Origin of the sequence: Pseudoalteromonas sp. Xi13, from assembly GCF_003952205.1 — a bacterium.
Classification (GTDB): domain Bacteria; phylum Pseudomonadota; class Gammaproteobacteria; order Enterobacterales; family Alteromonadaceae; genus Pseudoalteromonas; species Pseudoalteromonas atlantica.
The window spans coordinates 2,076,627-2,093,690 of the sequence record NZ_CP034439.1 but is presented as its reverse complement, the minus strand read 5'-3'; the positions used below and the strand labels follow the sequence as shown (position 1 = coordinate 2,093,690).

12 protein-coding genes are annotated in these 17,064 nt (G+C 40.7%); 10 read left to right on the top strand and 2 right to left on the bottom strand.

From position 1 onward, the window contains the following. Positions 1 to 402: 402 nt before the first annotated feature. Positions 403 to 3,573 carry an FG-GAP-like repeat-containing protein gene (locus EJ103_RS09380; RefSeq protein ID WP_126007336.1) on the bottom strand — a complete coding sequence of 1,057 codons (3,171 nt, stop codon included), beginning with the start codon at positions 3,571 to 3,573 and terminating at the stop codon, positions 403 to 405. A gap of 212 nt (positions 3,574 to 3,785) precedes the next feature. On the opposite strand from EJ103_RS09380, the gene EJ103_RS09375 reads away from it, so the two are divergent. The 10 genes from EJ103_RS09375 (at position 3,786) to EJ103_RS09330 (ending at position 16,152) form a co-directional block, all read left to right on the top strand. Continuing rightward, complete coding sequence (locus EJ103_RS09375; protein ID WP_126007335.1) at positions 3,786 to 5,123, top strand: RICIN domain-containing protein; 1,338 nt, start codon at positions 3,786 to 3,788, stop codon at positions 5,121 to 5,123. A 141-nt stretch (positions 5,124 to 5,264) separates the two neighbouring features. Beyond that, positions 5,265 to 7,586: an agarase gene (locus EJ103_RS09370; protein ID WP_126007333.1), complete on the top strand. Its 2,322-nt coding sequence runs from the start codon at positions 5,265 to 5,267 to the stop codon at positions 7,584 to 7,586. Continuing rightward, on the top strand, positions 7,573 to 8,562 hold the full coding sequence (locus EJ103_RS09365; protein WP_126007331.1) for an SMP-30/gluconolactonase/LRE family protein: 990 nt from the start codon (positions 7,573 to 7,575) through the stop codon (positions 8,560 to 8,562). The genes EJ103_RS09370 and EJ103_RS09365 overlap by 14 nt, the downstream gene beginning before the upstream one ends. A gap of 192 nt (positions 8,563 to 8,754) precedes the next feature. Then, positions 8,755 to 9,867, top strand: a complete 1,113-nt coding sequence (locus tag EJ103_RS09360; RefSeq protein WP_126007328.1) for a mandelate racemase/muconate lactonizing enzyme family protein — start codon at positions 8,755 to 8,757, stop codon at positions 9,865 to 9,867. 9 nt (positions 9,868 to 9,876) lie between these two features. Further along, positions 9,877 to 10,899, top strand: coding sequence for an alcohol dehydrogenase catalytic domain-containing protein (locus tag EJ103_RS09355; RefSeq protein WP_126007327.1), 1,023 nt, complete (start codon positions 9,877 to 9,879; stop codon positions 10,897 to 10,899). 11 nt (positions 10,900 to 10,910) lie between these two features. After that, positions 10,911 to 11,675 carry an SDR family oxidoreductase gene (locus EJ103_RS09350; protein ID WP_126007325.1) on the top strand — a complete coding sequence of 255 codons (765 nt, stop codon included), beginning with the start codon at positions 10,911 to 10,913 and terminating at the stop codon, positions 11,673 to 11,675. A 3-nt stretch (positions 11,676 to 11,678) separates the two neighbouring features. Further along, a complete protein-coding gene (gene aldA, locus EJ103_RS09345) occupies positions 11,679 to 13,127 on the top strand; it encodes an aldehyde dehydrogenase (RefSeq protein WP_126007323.1) in 1,449 nt (482 codons plus the stop codon). A gap of 199 nt (positions 13,128 to 13,326) precedes the next feature. Further along, complete coding sequence (locus EJ103_RS09340) at positions 13,327 to 14,499, top strand: cytochrome P450 (protein ID WP_126007321.1); 1,173 nt, start codon at positions 13,327 to 13,329, stop codon at positions 14,497 to 14,499. A gap of 56 nt (positions 14,500 to 14,555) precedes the next feature. Beyond that, positions 14,556 to 14,864, top strand: a complete 309-nt coding sequence (locus EJ103_RS09335; protein ID WP_126007319.1) for a 2Fe-2S iron-sulfur cluster-binding protein — start codon at positions 14,556 to 14,558, stop codon at positions 14,862 to 14,864. 13 nt (positions 14,865 to 14,877) lie between these two features. Then, on the top strand, positions 14,878 to 16,152 hold the full coding sequence (locus EJ103_RS09330) for an FAD-dependent oxidoreductase (RefSeq protein ID WP_126007317.1): 1,275 nt from the start codon (positions 14,878 to 14,880) through the stop codon (positions 16,150 to 16,152). Positions 16,153 to 16,161: 9 nt separating this feature from the next. On the opposite strand, the gene EJ103_RS09325 is transcribed toward EJ103_RS09330, so the two are convergent. Beyond that, positions 16,162 to 17,010 (bottom strand): AraC family transcriptional regulator, encoded by an 849-nt coding sequence (locus tag EJ103_RS09325; protein ID WP_241232263.1) that lies wholly within the window; start codon positions 17,008 to 17,010, stop codon positions 16,162 to 16,164. Positions 17,011 to 17,064: the final 54 nt, after the last annotated feature.

The following is a 17,064-nucleotide window of genomic DNA, read 5'->3' as shown; positions in this document are numbered from 1 at the left end:
AAAATTATCGCCTTTAAGTAATGGCTTAATTTGGCTTTAAATAACAAACTGCATTAATAAATAAGTAATACGAGGGCGTTTTTGTTTAAACGAATTTATAAACACCGCGGGTGTTTGTAGTATTAGTTAGGATTTAAGGTGGGTAGTGCGCTAACCAACTGAGTTGAAGTCGTACAGTTAATATTTTAATTACTTTTAGTGGGAAAAATACTTTTCGATTTAACTACTTATTAAGAAATTTTTTGTGGAAGGGTTCAGTAATACAATTAGTTTTCTAAAGAGCAAACTATGCGATAAATCAGGCGCCCTTTGCAATTTACCCGCCTATATATATTTCTTATAAATCATGTTCAGTGTTTTAAAGGCTACAGCACTGAACATAATGTGTTTTAGTTGTTATAGTCAGTGATGGGATTCGCTAATATTCAAAGGATAAATATTAACATCGTTCATTGTGCCATCACTGGATACAAACGAAGCACGCAATAAGTAAAAATGTCCTTCAGGAAGTTCTGCGCTTGGGGTTACTCCATCAAGGGAAAAAGTCATTGAAGCTTGTCCAGATTGCGTATTTAAAACGCTTTTATCTGTTAGCACGGTATCTTTTACTGGGATCCACTTTGATTTGAAGTGCCTTAGCCAAAAACGAATTCCACCTTCATCTGAGGCTATAACCTGGTTATTGCTACCCGCATGGTAATCAACGCGAACCGTTATATCATCATCGACCGTTAAGCTGTTTAACGCTGATTGGTTGGTAATGGTTATATATGGTTTGATCACGGGCTTTATTACAAGTGTATGACTACCCATTACTTGATTGTTACGGCCGCCAATCGCTGATAGGGTTACTGTGCCAGACTCTAAAGCTTTTACTTGCACCTTGTCATTTATAAAGGCAATCGCAGGCTTACTACTTTGCCATGTAATTTGTTGGTTATCAGCTATATCAGGTGTTAGCTTGGCGCTAAGCTGTAACGATTGGCCAACAAACAATTCATGGGGTAGTGAGCTTTTAGCGTTATTATGATCAGCAGTAATTGAGATATGTCTAAGTGGGGCAGGTACAAACTCGCTAATATGCAGGATTTTCTCAGCAACTAATTGGTTAGCTTTGCTGGTGACACGAATGGTCGCATACTCAGTGGGTTTACCCACGGCTTTTACTTGGCCAGCTTGGTTTACAGTTAATATAGCTTCATTAGATGACGACCAGTGTAATGTTTGATTACTTTGCTTGGGTAAAAATTGCGGTATTAATGTCATTTTTGTGCCAGCGCGAATACTCTCATGAGCGGCTTTGAAAGTAATAGCAGTGGGATCAAGGCGAGATGTTGAGTACACTTTGTTCGGGACTTTATCACTAAACTCGACGGTTTCACCATTTCGCCATCTTACGGTTATTTTTTTGATGGTATTTTCTTTAGCTAGACCAAAATGAACAGTGTTAAGTAAGCTTTGTGAAAATACAGCACCCGCTGAGCCAACCCGTTTATGAAAGGTTTGTCTGGCGGTTTCAACGGTTACTAATGCCGATGTAGCATCAATATGATTTTTTGGTGAGTAGCCAACGTTAATAAGTACATAATTATTTTCAGATGCTTTGTTTTGGCTATTTGCATATAAATACCACTGGCCGCCTTCACTCCCGTTAAGAAGATCAATGTCGCCATCTAAATCAAAATCAAAAGCCTGGCCCATATCACCGTTGCCACGATCGCCCGATGCATTTGCTCCATGTGCTGTAACAGCATGAAACTGTCCATTACCATCATTAACTAACATCAAATCCGCAATGCGTTTTTCAATATCTCCCCAACGATAAATAAACAAATCTTGGTGTGTATCATTATTAAAGTCACCGCGTGTTACTCCCATTGAATTACCCCCTAAAGGGATATTCCATTGCTTAGATACGTCAGTGAATGTGCCATTATCATTACGTAATAATATATCTGCCATGTTGCGGTTTTCAGGGGTAAACGCGGTTTGCACGTTATCAACTCCTTTAAGGCTGAATTTATAACCCCAAAAAATATCATCATTACGTACCAATACAGCTTGCCATTGGCCGTTACCTATATGGCCAAAATAAACCCCATTTTCTGACATATCATCTGTAATGCCTTGTGCCTGCTCTTTAGTAAATGTCAGTTCTTCACCACTTTTAAGCATAACCGGTGTTTTTTTGTGACCTAAAAATATAGGGTAGTCTTTGCCCCTAAATGTGCCCTGGGCCAGAAAATAGTAGTTATGAAGCTTTATTTGATTGTCAGCAGTAAAGGTAAATTTATCGATGCCCTTGTAACCTCGGGGCTTAATTGAAAATGTTTTATCAAGGGGGTTGTGATCAACAAACGGTGCCTCACCTTTGCCGGCTTCAAACTCTTTCCCCCTCGCTAGGTATAAATCAAGATCGCCGTCGTTATCTATATCAATATCAGTCACGGCCATGATGCTATGAGTATCAGTAATTTTTGGAAACTGCGCGGTAACATTTGTATAAGTAAAATCACCATTACCTTGCCATACAGATAAAGGCCCATACAGAATTATATCGTCTATGTGATCATTATTTATATCGGTTATTAGTGCGCGCGAGGGGTGTTGATCTTCAATACCCTTTACTCTTTTACGAACAAAACCATTTTTTCCGGTGTTCTCATAAAAATAATGTTGTGGTTTAGTGCCTGCTAAGCTGGCTTCATTTATAAGTATTAAATCTAAGTCGCCATCTAAATCCATATCAGACCATTTTGCGCCGCGTCCACGGCCGCCTTTATCAATATTGACATCACCAGTTGTTAGCACCAAGGTGCCATTGTTATTAGTATAAAAGTTAGCTTTAGAGGGATTTTTGCCATTACCGCCACCTTGTGTTACCACTAAATCAAGATCGCCGTCATTGTCATAATCACCTACTGCGGTGCCGTGTAAATCATGCATAAACCAACGGGCTAAGTTTTTATCATGTTTTGTTACGGTTCCATCACCATTGTTCCAATAAAGTTTACTGCTTTCTTGGTTATGATTATTTACGATAAAATCATAATCACCATCGTTATCTAAGTCAGCTATGGTCGGCCCACCGTATTTAATTGAGTTCACGCTATCAAGTCCTGCCGCTTGGGTAATGTCTCTATAGGTGGGTAATGTTAAACCTGCAATATCAGTAAATGAGACACTGTGAACCGTGATATCGGTATTGTTGACTTTGAGGGTGAGGATAGTGTCACCATGTTGAGGAAACTCCACTAATGCATTAAACGTGTGTTTACCAGTGCGAGCTATGTTGAGGTTCTCAAATAATAAAACATCGTTTGCATACAAATCTAAGGTGGCATAATTGCTAGGATTAGTGATGGTTAAGTTTAATTGCTTGAGCAAACTACCCGTTACTAGGTAGTCAATGTGCAGTGGCTTATTTGTTTTGATAAAGCTCGTCGTTAAGGCTTGAGGAGAGGTTATTTTGACAGTATTTTTCGTACCGTTGCACCCCGTTATCAGTAACGCGCTTAAAATAAGCATTATAAACCGCAGTTTTTCTGTGATCATTAAATTATTGAATACCATAAGATCCCTTGCATTATTGTTATTTAATTTCGGATTGAGGCGCGTGTAATAAATAAGTAAAACACGTCCTGGTGCAAAGTTGAGCATAACTTGGTTTGGTTATTGTTGAAAGTATTTTGTTAACAATGTGTTTGTTTTGTTTCTTATTTGTACTAGTCTGTATTGGTCACAGTTTGTGACCAAAATGACAACATTAATTTAAAGAGGCAAAAATGAACAAAACAACATTGTTTATCGGCTGTTTACTCACTACTACCAACTTGTTTGCAAATGATTGGGACTCAATTCCTTTACCGGTTACTCCCGGTGATGGCAAAGTCTGGCAGCTACAAGAAACATACTCAGACTCATTTAATTACACAGGTAAACCTGCTGCATTTACCAGTAAATGGAATGATACTTACTTTAATAGTTGGACAGGTCCAGGTTTGACCTATTGGCAGCAAGATGAGTCATGGGTTTCAGACGGCAACCTTATAATCAGTGCTTCGCGTCGTGCTGGTACAGATAAAGTTAATGCAGGGGTGATCACCTCGAAAACAAAAGTTAGCTTTCCAATCTTTTTAGAGGCAAACATTAAGGTAAGTAATCTGGAATTATCTTCAAATTTTTGGCTGCTAAGTGACAATGACGAACGAGAGATAGATGTGCTCGAGGTATACGGTGGGGCACGTGATGATTGGTTTGCTAAAAATATGTCGACGAACTTTCATGTGTTTATTCGTGATCAACAATCTAACCAAATAATTAGTGATTACAATGATCAAACGCATAATACGCCTAGTTGGGGAACGTATTGGCGTGAAGGTTTTCATCGTTTTGGCGTGTATTGGAAAAGCCCAACAGAAGTCACATTTTACATTGATGGCCAGCAAACGCCTGATGGTTCATGGGCGCAGGTGGTGATGAAAGATAAAGACTATACCGGTGCGACGTTAAACAAGAACACACATAATATGGATCAATCTGCTTATATTATTATTGATACAGAAGATCACGATTGGCGTTCAGAGGCGGGAAATATTGCTACAGATGCCGATTTGGCTGACGGTAGTAAAAATAAAATGTATGTCGATTGGGTGCGAGTTTATAAACCTGTTAATGCGTCCAATACAAACAGTGTTAGTAATGGTGCACAGATCAAAGCTAAGCATAGTCAAAAGTGTATTGATATAACAGCTGGCGCTATGAGTAATGGCTCTTATTATCAGCAATGGGATTGTGGCTCTGATAATACTAACCAACAATTTAACCTTGTTGAGTTAAGTAATAATGAATATGCAATTAGCTCGCAGTTAAGTGGTTTGTGCATGCAGATTGAAAACGCCAGTACAAGTAATGGCGCTAAGTTGGAGCAGTGGGTTTGTGATCATGCAAAAGCCAGTCAACGCTTTACTCTCAATAGCACGGGTGACGGCTACTTTGAGCTTAAATCAAGTTTAAGTAATAAATGTGTAGATATCGCAGGTAAATTGCAAACAAATGGTGCTGATATTGTACAGTGGCAGTGTTATAACGGCGACAATCAACGTTTTCAACTTATTGAATAATACGATTAGTAAAGTTTTTTACACTAATTTAAATTGTTAACAATTAATTGTTATTTATTTTGTGTTGTGTAATTATTCAACATAGTACCTAACCGCTTTTTTACAAAAGCGGTTCTTTAATAATAAAAGAATAGGCTTGCTATGAAACACACACATAAAACCATTTATATCCCAATAGCTCTATTGTTAGGCACTGGGCTTATCGGCTGTACTAATAATCAACCAGAACAAAGCACACAGCTTAGTAATACTACACAAAAAGAACACATGCTGTGGGATTTTGAAAAAGCTGACTATCAGCCTTTTTTAAAAAGTCACAATGCCACTACAAGTCTAATTGAACAGCAAGGCAACCATAAATTAAAGGTTACATTTGCTGCAAAAACGCATCACGAAAGTGATATTGAATTTGTAAATAACCAAACTTGGAATTGGCAAGCTTTAGGTAATTTCGCTTTTGCTTTAGATATTGAAAACCCTGATAAAGTGTCTACCCAGTTATATATAAAAACAATTGATAAAACTGGCAAAGCGCAAAGCCGCAGTGTAGTGGTACCCAGCGAATCAACCAATACTTATTATATTGAATTAAAAGGCGCTGATTTAAATATAGAGTCGGGTATACGCTCAAACCCTCCAAGTTGGCAAAGCAACTACACACCGGTATTGTATCGAGGTGGTGCAAAAAATATTGATGTTAGCCGAGTAACCAAAGTAAGCTTTGGCACAAAGGGCTTATTAGAAGACAAACACTTACTCATTGATAATGTAAGGCTAATAAAACCGACAGACTTTGATACCGAATACCTAGCAGGCTTAATGGATAAGTTTGGCCAAAACGCCAAGCGTGATTTTGCTAATAAAGTATTTTCAACTGAGCAGTTAATTGCAGTTTCAAAACAAGAGCAAGCGAACCTTAGCAAAGTCCCTTTAGCTGGTCGCTCTAAGTTTGGTGGATGGCAGCAGGGGCCAAAACTTCAGGCTACAGGCTACTTTAGGACCGAAAAGTACAATGGAAAATGGAGCCTAGTTGACCCACAAGGCTATTTATTTTTTTCAACCGGTATCGCCAATGTGCGCTTAGCCAATACCACTACCATTACAGGTTACGATTTTGATCAAAAATACATAGTACAAAGAGAGCCCGGCGATTTAACCCCTGAAGATTCGATTGGTTTAAACCCTGCACCGAAATCGGCATGGCCATCACGTTATATTAGCTCAGAATTAAGAGCAAATATGTTTAATTGGCTACCCGCTGTTGATGATCCGCTCGCAGATAATTATGGATATCGTCGTGAGGTTCACAGTGGTGCGTTAAAAAAAGGCGAAACATTCAGTTTTTATAGAGCTAATTTACAACGCAAATATGAAACCCAAAACGAACAGGTATTGATGCAAAAATGGCGAGATACCACCATTGACCGTATGCTCACTTGGGGTTTTACCTCGTTCGGTAACTGGATTGATGAGGGTTTTTACCAAGAAGACCGCATACCCTATTTTGCGAATGCGTGGATCATTGGTAACTTTAAAACCGTTAGCAGTGGCAACGATTACTGGAACCCACTACCAGACCCCTTTGATCCCGCCTTTATTAAACGTGCTGATGTGACGTTAGCAACGTTAGCCGCACAAGTTAAAAATAACCCATGGTGTGTTGGTGTTTTTATAGATAACGAAAAGAGCTGGGGCATGATGGGCTCAGTTAATTCACAATATGGTTTAGTGATCAACACATTAACAGTCAATGCAAAACAAAGCCCGACAAAAGCTGAGTTTGTGTCACTGATGAAAGAAAAGTACAAAGACATATCAGCATTAAATGTAAACTGGAAAACTAATATTTTATCATGGCAGAAATTTGCCTCAGGGGTGGTTATCCATGATATCAACGAGGCAGTACAAGCTGATTTTTCAGTGATGTTATACCACTACGCAAAACAATACTTTGCCGTTGTTGAGCAAGCGACAGCCAAGCACTTGCCTAATCATCTATACATGGGCGCCCGATTTGCTGATTGGGGCATGACACCAGAAATTCGCCAAGCTGCGAGCGAGTACGCAGATGTAATGAGTTATAATTATTACCGTGAAGGCTTAAATGATGATTTTTGGGATTTTTTAGCCGCACTTGATAAGCCCAGTATTATTGGAGAGTTTCATAATGGGGCGTTAGATTCAGGGCTATTAAACCCAGGCCTTATTCATACTCAGTCACAACATGAGCGTGGCGTTAAATATCAACAATACATGAAGAGTGTGATCGATAACCCATACTTTGTTGGCGCACATTGGTTTCAATATATAGATTCGCCGTTAACTGGGCGCGCTTATGATGGTGAAAACTATAATGTTGGCTTTGTTAATGTCGCAGACATTCCGTATCAGCCGCTTGTCAACGCCGCGAAAGAAGTTAATCAGCAACTATATCAACGCAGGTTTAGTCATGAAGATAACTAAAAACTTGGCCTTTAGCTTATTTTTAGTGATTACCTTATCTGTGTATGCAGAGCAACACGAGGTTAAGCCACTTATAACGCAAGGCCCCTATGAGATATACAATAAAAAAGCGTTACAGGTTTTAGATTTAGATGCAACGATTGAGACACTCGCATCAGGCTTTGATTGGTTAGAAGGGCCTGTGTGGGTGAATGATGGCCAGTACTTATTGTTTTCAGATATTCCCACGCACCGTGTGTATCGGTATCAAGAAGGCGAAGGAGTGCAGCTATATTTAGCACACAGTGGTTATTCAAATGGTCTATTGCTGAATCAGCAGAACGAGCTGGTGTTGTTGCAATCCCGCTCACGTCAAGTAGTTAAAATGGTCGCGCCATTAACGTCAGCTAAGGCAAACTATCAACAACTTGTTAGCAAATATAAAGGCCAGCGGTTAAATAGCCCTAATGACGGCATATTTAATCGCCAAGGCCAGTTGTTTTTTACCGACCCTCCTTATGGTTTAGCCAAGCAATTGGACGATCCCGCTAAAGAGCTAAACTTTCAAGGTGTATATAGCCTAACAACGACAGGGCAGTTAGAGCTGTTAGACAAGACACTGATTTACCCAAATGGCATTGCGTTATCAAAGGATGAAAGCACCTTGTATGTAGCCGCATCCAATCCGCAAAAGCCTGCATGGTATCAATACAAATTGCATAAAGACGAGACGGTAATAAATAAAACGTTACTGTATCAATTGCCTGCTGTTACATCAGATAGTCATGGTTTGCCAGATGGCTTAAAAATACACGCAGCTAGCGGGATTATTTTTGCAACTGGGCCTAATGGACTTTGGCTATTTGATGAACAAGGCACGTTATTGGCACGGGTAAGGCTGCCTCACATCAGTGCCAATTTAGCCTTTAATGCTCAGCAAAATCGGGTGTATATCACTGCACATCAACACTTGCTGGCGCTCTCATTAAAGAATTAAGCTAGTAAGGTTCACCATTACAACTCATCGAGCAAGTCAAATCAGTTGATTAACTTGCTCGCGCTTTACTTCAAAGCAAATTTCCGCGTTAAGTTATTTTCATTTTATTAACTATATATCCTTTACAATAAATTTGCATTGTTGTAGATTGTTAACAATAGACAGTATCATGTAAACTAATTTGGTGGCTAGATGAGAAATTCATTACTAAAAATAAAAAGCGTAAAGGTGGAGTATTATCAAATTCCTCTGGCTGAGGTGTTAAGTGATGCTAAACATGGAGATCATACCCATTTTGAAGTGATTGCTGTGCGCATCATGACAAACGACGGCTATGAAGGCATGGGTTATACCTACACCGGTGGCAAAGGTGGCCGTGCTATTTATTCATTATTAAATGATGAAATTAAACCAGGCTTAATTGGCGCCGACTCATCAGCCATCATGTCAATTTGGGATAAATTACAGTGGGATCTGCATTATGTTGGTCGCGGTGGTTTATTAAGCTTTGCTATTTCTGCAGTTGATATTGCGCTGTGGGATATCAAATGTAAGCGGTTATCAGCACCACTGTGGCAAGTCGCTGGTGGTCATAGCGATAAAACAGCGTGCTACGCTGGCGGAATCGACCTTAATTTTGATGAGAAAAAACTGCTGGCGAATATTCAAGGCTATCTAGATCGTGGCTTCAACGCCGTTAAAATTAAAGTTGGTAAAGCAGACTATAGAGAAGACGTTGCTCGTGTTGAAGCTGTCAGGCAGTTGATTGGTGATGACAGAATATTAATGGTCGATGCTAATTACTCAATGAACGTAGAGCATGCAATTCGTTTTGCCAAAGCGATTGAAAAATTTGATATTACGTGGTTTGAAGAACCAACTATCCCTGATGACTACAAAGGTTTTGCTCGCATAGCACAGGCGACATCTATTCCTTTAGCGATGGGCGAAAACCTGCACACTTTACATGAATTTGGCTATGCAATTGATCAAGCCAAATTAGGCTTTTTACAACCTGATGCCTCTAACATTGGCGGTATCACTGGTTGGCTGAACGTAGCAAGCCAAGCTTATACCCACAACTTACCTATTTGTAGCCATGGTATGCATGAATTACATGTATCGCTTCTGGCTTCACAACCTCATGCGGGGTTTTTAGAAGTTCACTCGTTCCCGATTGATGAATACACAACGCGACCGTTACAACTTGATGATAACGGTATAGCCTGCGCCCCAGATATTATCGGTACTGGCGTAGAGTTTGACGCGCAATTAGTTAAACCACATTTAGTAAAACAATCATAAGGTATCACTATGCAAGCAGCAGAATATATTGGTAATAAATCGTTTCGTATCGTTGCAGGTCAAGCGATAAAGCCACAAGCAGATGAAGTTCGTTTAGATGTTGGTTTTGTTGGTATTTGTGGTACCGACATGCACATTTACCACGGTGTAATGGATCAACGTGTAAACCCACCACACACTATAGGACATGAGATTTCAGGTGTTGTCGCCGAGCTTGGCAGTAATGTTACTAACCTACAAGTAGGTGATCGTGTTGTTGTACGTCCACTTGATTATTGTGGTGACTGCCCAGCTTGTAATGCAGGCCATAGCCACGTGTGCCATAACCTTAAATTTATGGGGATTGATTCAGTTGGCGCATTCCAAAACTCATGGACCGTAAAAGCCCGCACTATCCATAAACTACCAGATAACGTATCACTTGAGCAGGGTGCACTGATTGAACCGTTATCGGTTGCATGCCACGATATTTCTCGTTCTCGTTTAAAAGCAGGCGAAAAAGCCGTAGTGATTGGGGGTGGCCCAATTGGTCAGCTTGTCGCATTAGTGGCAAAAAGTGTGGGTGCAGAGGTATTGATCTCAGAGGTTAATAACGAACGACGTAAATTTTCGGCACGCTACGATATTGAAACAATTAATCCACTGGAACAAGATTTACAAGAATATGTGTCTAAATGGAGCGATGGGAAAGGCGCTGATGTCGTGTTTGAAGTATCTGGTGTGCAGCCAGCAGTTGAAGCCATGACCCAAATTGCAGCTGTGCGTGGCCGCATCTGTATGGTTGCTATCCACTCACAAAAACCGCCGGTCGATTTATTTCAGTTTTTCTGGCGTGAGTTAGAGCTGGTTGGTGCACGTGTATACGAAGACGCTGACTTTGAAATGGCAATTGATTTGGTAGCCAGTGGCAAGATTGACTTAGCACCATTTATTACTTCTGTGAGTGAACTTGCTGATATTAGCTCTGCATTTGCCAGTATGGATAACAATCCAACAGGTATGAAAGCACTTGTCTCTTGCCAAACTAAGTAATGGAACAAATTATGTTAGATAAATTTAGCCTAAAAGGTAAAACAGCGTTAGTCACAGGGTGTAGTCGTGGTATTGGTAAAGCAATGGCACTGGCATTAGCAGAAGCGGGCGCCGATATCATCGGCGTATCAGCAAGCCTAGCAAAGTCTGGCTCAGATGTTGAAACCCAAGTCTTGGAGTGCGGTCAGCTGTTCCATGCTTATCAATGTGACTTTTCATCACGAGAAAGCTTGTATACTTTTATTGAGCAAGTGAAAAGTGATCACCCTAAAATAGATATTTTAGTGAATAACGCTGGCTCAATCTTGCGCGATCCAGCGGTTGAGCATAGCGATGAATATTGGGATAAAATCATTGAGATTAACTTAAACTCACAATTTATCTTAAGTCGCGAACTAGGAAAAGAAATGGTCTCGCGTGGCCAAGGTAAAATTATCTTTACTGCGTCATTGTTAACCTTTCAGGGCGGGATCACCGTACCTGGCTATGCGGCAAGTAAAGGGGCAATAGGCCAATTAACTAAAGCACTTGCCAATGAGTGGGCGAGTAAAGGTGTTAATGTAAACGCTATTGCACCGGGTTACATTGCAACAGATAATACCGAAGCACTCAGAAATGACCCTGAGCGTGCAAATTCGATTTTAGAGCGTATTCCGCAAGGTCGTTGGGGAACACCGGATGACTTTAAAGGGCCAACTGTATTTTTAGCATCAGACGCCTCAAACTACATGAACGGCAGTGTATTGCTAGTTGATGGCGGCTGGATGGGACGATAAAAAATGACAATTAAAAATAACGTAAACTTTATCAATGGTGAGTATGTAAGCTCATCAAATAGTGACACCATCAGCGTGCTCTCGCCAAGTACCGGCGAGCAGGTGGGTGTTATTCCTAAGGGCAGTGTTGAAGATGCACAAACAGCCCTTGAAACAGCGACGGTTGCACAAACTGCATGGGCACAAAAAACGCCACGTGAACGTGCCACAATCCTACGCCGTTTTGCACAAGGTATTCGTGATAATAATGAGCGTCTAGCTGAGTTATTAGTACAAGAGCAGGGCAAGCTGATTGATGTGGCTCGTATGGAAGCCAATGTCACAGCAACGTTTATTGAATATGCATGTGATAATGCCTTAACAATCAAAGGGGATATCATTCCTTCTGATCACGAAAACGAAAAAATCTATATTCATAAAGTGCCACGTGGTGTGGTTGTGGCAATCACAGCGTGGAATTTTCCGCTGGCGTTAGCTGGTCGTAAAATTGGCCCTGCATTAATTACCGGTAACTCTATCGTTATTAAGCCAACGCAAGAAACGCCATTAGCAACTATGGAACTCGGTGAAATTGCTAACCAAGCGGGTGTTCCTGCTGGCGTACTTAACATTGTTAATGGTACCGGCTCTGTGGTGGGTCAACATTTATGTGAAAGCCCGCTGACAAAACTGATCACCATGACTGGAAGTACCCGTGCAGGGCAAATTATTCATCAAGCCAGCGGTAAGCATTTAACTCCTGTTATGCTTGAGCTTGGCGGCAAAGCACCGTTTATCGTAATGGAAGATGCAGATCTAGATAAAGCAGTTGACGATGCTGTTACAGCACGCTTTGCAAACTGTGGTCAAGTGTGCACTTGTGCAGAGCGTTTATATGTGCACAGTGATGTATACGACAGCTTTATAGAAAAGTTCATCCCTAAGGTTAAAGCCTTAAAAGTGGGGGATCCGATGGATCCAACATCAGAGATGGGTCCTAAAGTAAACCAGAGTGAAATTAATAATATTCACTCAATTGTTGAAAAAGGCATTGCTCAAGGCGCGAAACTTGCCACTGGCGGCAAAGTTGCCACAGTAGCAGGATTTGAAGGCGGTAACTGGTATGAGCCAACGGTACTGGTTGATGTTGAACAAGACAATATCTTGGTTCATGAAGAAACGTTTGGACCGGTACTGCCAATCATTAAAATCAACAGTATTGATGAAGCGATTGCATACACGAATGACAGTGAATACGGTTTATCAGCTTATTTATACACAAAAACCTTGGATTACATTCACCGCTCTATTGCTGAAATGGAAGTAGGCGAAGTGTATGTAAACCGTGGTTTAGGTGAGCAGCATCAAGGTTTTCACAATGGTTGGAAACTAAGCGGTATGGGCGGTGAAGACGGCCAGTACGGGTTAGAGCAATACCTTGAGAAGAAAACAGTGTATTTAAATGAGAAGTAATTAGGCAAGGTGGATTCTCTCACATTTGCCCACCTAAAGCCGATGCAGTGCATCGGCTTTTTTGTGCTTGTGTGTTTTTTAACAAAAAACAAATAGGACATGAAATTACCATTTTTAAGCGTTAGTTGTGTATTTTGAGCAAAAATAACGGACTAGTATGGTTCATCAAATTTATATTTTACGGTTAAGGTATTAAGTCATGACAACAAAAAACACAACGGTGAGTGAATTTGCCGATGCATTTAAAGGGCAACGTACCGCAACAGGCATAAGCCAAATGGATGACCAAAATGATCCCGTAAAGATGATATTAGGTTTAAAAGAGGTAAGAAAAGCCGCGCATAATTGTACCGTGTTTCAATCAGGTGCCAAACCTGGCCGCATTGTTATCCCTTCTGAAGTTGCAATTAGAGAAACCCGGCAAATTCCCTTTGAAGTTGACCCACCAGAGCATGGCGGTTTTCGTGAGTTACTAAACCCGTGGTTCAAACGCCCGTTAGAAGAGCAATACCAAGCGCGCTTACAACAAATCATAGATGACACTATTGAACATGCTCTGAATACCGAGACGATTGAAATTGTCAGTGAATTTGCACTGCCACTGCAATCGAAGGCACTGACATTGTTACTTAATACCCCAATGGATACAGCACAAACGTGGATTGATTGGGGAACACATGTATTTCGCAGTGAAGACAGTAATCTAGATGGTGATAAAGCCAACATTCTGTACGACTACATAGATCAACAAATTGATAAAGCAGTGGCGCAACCTAGTGATGATTTGTACTCAGTATTACTGGCAGCCAAGGTTAATGGTCAAACCATGACCAAGGAGCAAGTCAAAGGGGTTATGATCCTAACTTTTGCAGGCGGCCGCGATACCGTGATCAATGCTATCACCAACTCAATGGCTTACTTTAGCGAACACAGTAGCGATTTACAGCGTATTTGCAATGAACCAGAAATCCTTAATCGTGCGGTGGAGGAGCTGCTTCGTTATTTTTCACCCTTAACGCATATGGGGCGAGTAGCCACACAAGATACACAGGTTTGTGAGCATGCGATAAAAGCTGATAGTCGTATCTCTTTGTGCTGGGCATCAGCAAACCGTGATGAAAACATCTTTAAAAATCCAAACCATGTAGATTTTGACCGTAAAGTAAACCCCCACGTCAGTTTTGGCTTTAGTCACCATACCTGTTTAGGAGCCACTCATGCGCGACAAATATTACGTCAATTGGTGTTATCTCTGGCTAAAAAAGTTGCCAGCATAGAGACAGTTAAAGCCAACGAAAATATTGAACAGCTTGGTGAATTTTCAAGAAAAGTCGGCTTTAACAGTCTTCACGTTCGTTTAACCGCTAAATAATTAATCGATAACAAAGCGCACTGTAGCAAGTGTCAGTAAAAAGTAGAGGAATAATCATGGCTAAAGTAATTTTTATGACCCAAAGCAATGGCGCAATTGCAGTGGAAGGAAACGGTGGTTCGTTAATGGAACTTGCGGTGGCAAATGGTGTATCAGGCATTGATGGTGATTGTGGCGGTGTGTGCTCTTGTGCAACCTGTCATGTTTATGTTGCCCCTGAAGATTTTGCGAAAGTAGGAGCCGCGGATGAAATTGAAAGCGACATGCTCGAACTTGACGATAACGTGACTGAGTATAGTCGGTTATGTTGTCAAATTGAGGTATCTGATGACATAGATGGCATGACATTTGTGGTGGCAAATTAATCGGTAAATTCTTATGCAACATATAAATACAGAGCAAAACGACATTGATTTAAATGTAGTCGTCATAGGTGCCAGCCACGCAGGTGTTAACTTTGCGTTTAATTTACGCCAACAGGGCTGGCTTGGCGCTATTACACTGATTGATAGCGACCCTGAATTACCTTATCACAGACCGCCGTTATCAAAAAAAACCTTGCAAGCAAGTGACACAATTGCCAGCCCATTGAAAGCAGAAAAAGCTTATAAAGATAACAATTTATCGCTGTATTTAGGGCAAACGGTTACAGCCATCAACAGTGAAACAAAAACAATTACATTAGCATGTGGGCGGTTAATTACCTTTGACAAACTTGTTATTGCCACGGGCTGCTCGGCGTTTATTCCTGCGATTAAAGGCTTAAATGAGACTGTTGATGCTCAAGGAAGTCGTCAGTATTTTGCTATGCGAACCTTTGCTGATACAAAGGCGATAAAAGCTGCGCTTAATAACAGTCGCGATAAACAAGTCGTGATTATTGGCGGCGGGTATATTGGGCTTGAGTCAGCATCGTCATTTGTTGCATTAGGTGCCAATGTCACTGTGATTGAAAAGCAAGACAAAATATTATCCCGGGTGACCTCTGCGGTGATGTCTGACTTTTTAACTGATTTACATCAAAACAAAGGGGTAAATTTACAAACCAGCAAGGATGTAGTCGAAATAAAACACCAAAGCAATAAACACATCGTGGTATGCAGCGACGGCAGTCAATACCCCGCTGATTTTATTCTAGTGGGTGTGGGTGTAAAGCTAAATACCCAATTGGCAAGTGCTGCAGGGATAGAGGCCGAGCAGGGAATTAAAGTAAATGAGACTTGCCAAACATCCCATCCTGATATATTTGCTATCGGTGATTGTACTCGTCATTTTAGCAAAATTTATCAGCGATGGATCCGTTTAGAATCAGTCCAAAATGCGGTTGAACAAGCCAAATCGGCGGCCATGTTTATTGCTAAGCAACAATACACGCCCGCGGCTGTGCCTTGGTTTTGGTCTGATCAATATCAATACAAGTTACAAATTGTGGGCTTAGCAAATGGATATAATGAGCTAATAGTTCACAAAGAAACACCAGAGCAGTTTTCTGTTTGGTATTTTCATGATGACACCTTGTTATGTGTTGAAGCCGTTAATAGTAGCAAAGCTTATGTACTAGGGACGCAAGCGATAAAACAAGGGCTATCAGTCAATAAGGCGTTATTAAGCATCACAAGAGCATTAAGTAAAACCTTATTACAGAGCACATAATTGCGCTTATTAGCGCAGTTGTTGACGATACTGTAGCGGCGTGACTTTGAAGTGAAACTTAAACTGTTTAATGAAGTAAGAAGGACTGGAAAAGCCTAAATCATAAGCAATATCTGTGACTGATATATCAGTTTGACCCAATAATCGCGCAGCGTTATATAACTTATGTTGAATAAGGTAATCGGAGTAGGGAACACGAAAGTGCTTTTTAAAAACCCGAGAAAAATACGACGGCGATAAATGACACATATCAGCGGCTTGCTCTAACGAAACGTTAATACCGTTATGGGTCTTCAATTGTTCAATAATCGGCGTTAACTTTTTAAAGCTTGCTAAGCCAGAGCGCGGTTTATTGAGCGTTGCCGCGCCATTTTTACCGTACTCACAAACGAGTGTTATAAGGCTATTAAACAACTGCTTACAGGTTTTGCTTTTAGGGTTTTGGTTGTATTCGCTTAGTATCCAGGCTAATAAGCAGTGCAGCCTTTGTTGTATTTCGACACAGAAACTAAGATGCATACCCGATTTAAGCAGCTCGGTAAATTCCTTTAAAGCCGGGTCATTTAGTTGCTCAGGCATAAATTGCACTATATACCAAGATTTAGACCGCGGGTTTAACTCAAAGTCATGGGTTTCCATTGCTGGTGTAAATACGGCCTCATAATCAGATAGCTTTGACTCGCCCTGATGATAGAAATAAGTGCCATCGATGTGCTCAAAAAAGATGAATTCATGGACCTGATGAAAGTGCATAAAACAGGAATAAGCATCGTGCTGCAAGTAACTGACATGATGAATTTCAAAATCGTAGCCATCCTTTATGGTAAATGGCTCGCAATAGATTGCAGGCTTAGACATATGGTTTATTGTTAACAAAACTTAGTTAAAGTGTATCGCGCCTTATTAAAAGCT

Bases quoted from the DNA above. Each gene is read 5' to 3' on its own strand.
- EJ103_RS09330 (WP_126007317.1), top strand. From the start codon at position 14,878: ATGCAACATATAAATACAGAGCAAAACGACATTGATTTAAATGTAGTC.
- EJ103_RS09355 (WP_126007327.1), top strand. From the start codon at position 9,877: ATGCAAGCAGCAGAATATATTGGTAATAAATCGTTTCGTATCGTTGCA.
- EJ103_RS09380 (WP_126007336.1), bottom strand. From the start codon at position 3,573: ATGGTATTCAATAATTTAATGATCACAGAAAAACTGCGGTTTATAATG.
- EJ103_RS09350 (WP_126007325.1), top strand. From the start codon at position 10,911: ATGTTAGATAAATTTAGCCTAAAAGGTAAAACAGCGTTAGTCACAGGG.
- aldA (WP_126007323.1), top strand. From the start codon at position 11,679: ATGACAATTAAAAATAACGTAAACTTTATCAATGGTGAGTATGTAAGC.
- EJ103_RS09340 (WP_126007321.1), top strand. From the start codon at position 13,327: ATGACAACAAAAAACACAACGGTGAGTGAATTTGCCGATGCATTTAAA.
- EJ103_RS09365 (WP_126007331.1), top strand. From the start codon at position 7,573: ATGAAGATAACTAAAAACTTGGCCTTTAGCTTATTTTTAGTGATTACC.
- EJ103_RS09360 (WP_126007328.1), top strand. From the start codon at position 8,755: ATGAGAAATTCATTACTAAAAATAAAAAGCGTAAAGGTGGAGTATTAT.
- EJ103_RS09370 (WP_126007333.1), top strand. From the start codon at position 5,265: ATGAAACACACACATAAAACCATTTATATCCCAATAGCTCTATTGTTA.
- EJ103_RS09325 (WP_241232263.1), bottom strand. From the start codon at position 17,010: ATGTCTAAGCCTGCAATCTATTGCGAGCCATTTACCATAAAGGATGGC.
- EJ103_RS09335 (WP_126007319.1), top strand. From the start codon at position 14,556: ATGGCTAAAGTAATTTTTATGACCCAAAGCAATGGCGCAATTGCAGTG.
- EJ103_RS09375 (WP_126007335.1), top strand. From the start codon at position 3,786: ATGAACAAAACAACATTGTTTATCGGCTGTTTACTCACTACTACCAAC.